Origin of the sequence: uncultured Kordia sp., assembly GCF_947489565.1 — a bacterium.
In the GTDB taxonomy this organism is placed as follows: Bacteria; Bacteroidota; Bacteroidia; order Flavobacteriales; family Flavobacteriaceae; genus Kordia.
In genome coordinates this window covers 1-221 of sequence record NZ_CANLEA010000093.1, presented here as the reverse complement: position 1 = coordinate 221, position 221 = coordinate 1, and the positions used below count along the sequence as shown (strand labels likewise).

General features: G+C 38.0%; 1 protein-coding gene. It reads right to left on the bottom strand.

The window, feature by feature from the left end:
* Positions 1–221, bottom strand: a 221-nt coding sequence (locus tag Q0845_RS27845; protein WP_298521249.1) for a hypothetical protein, incomplete at both ends; no start/stop codon positions are given.

The window sequence follows — 221 nt, the reverse complement described above, 5'->3', positions numbered from 1 at the left end:
GCAATCTGATCAGCAGTTACATCATCACATTCTGCCAAACTTGTCGCATCTAAAGCAGCAATCTCTGGTGAATCATGTACGATTAAATCTAAAGAAACTACATTGAAACAACCTGTTAAGACATTTTCAACACGTACATACACTGTTTGATTGTATGGATTGATGTTTCCGTAAGCCGTTTCATTCGGGATTTCATTCACATCATTGTCTGCATCTTCTGG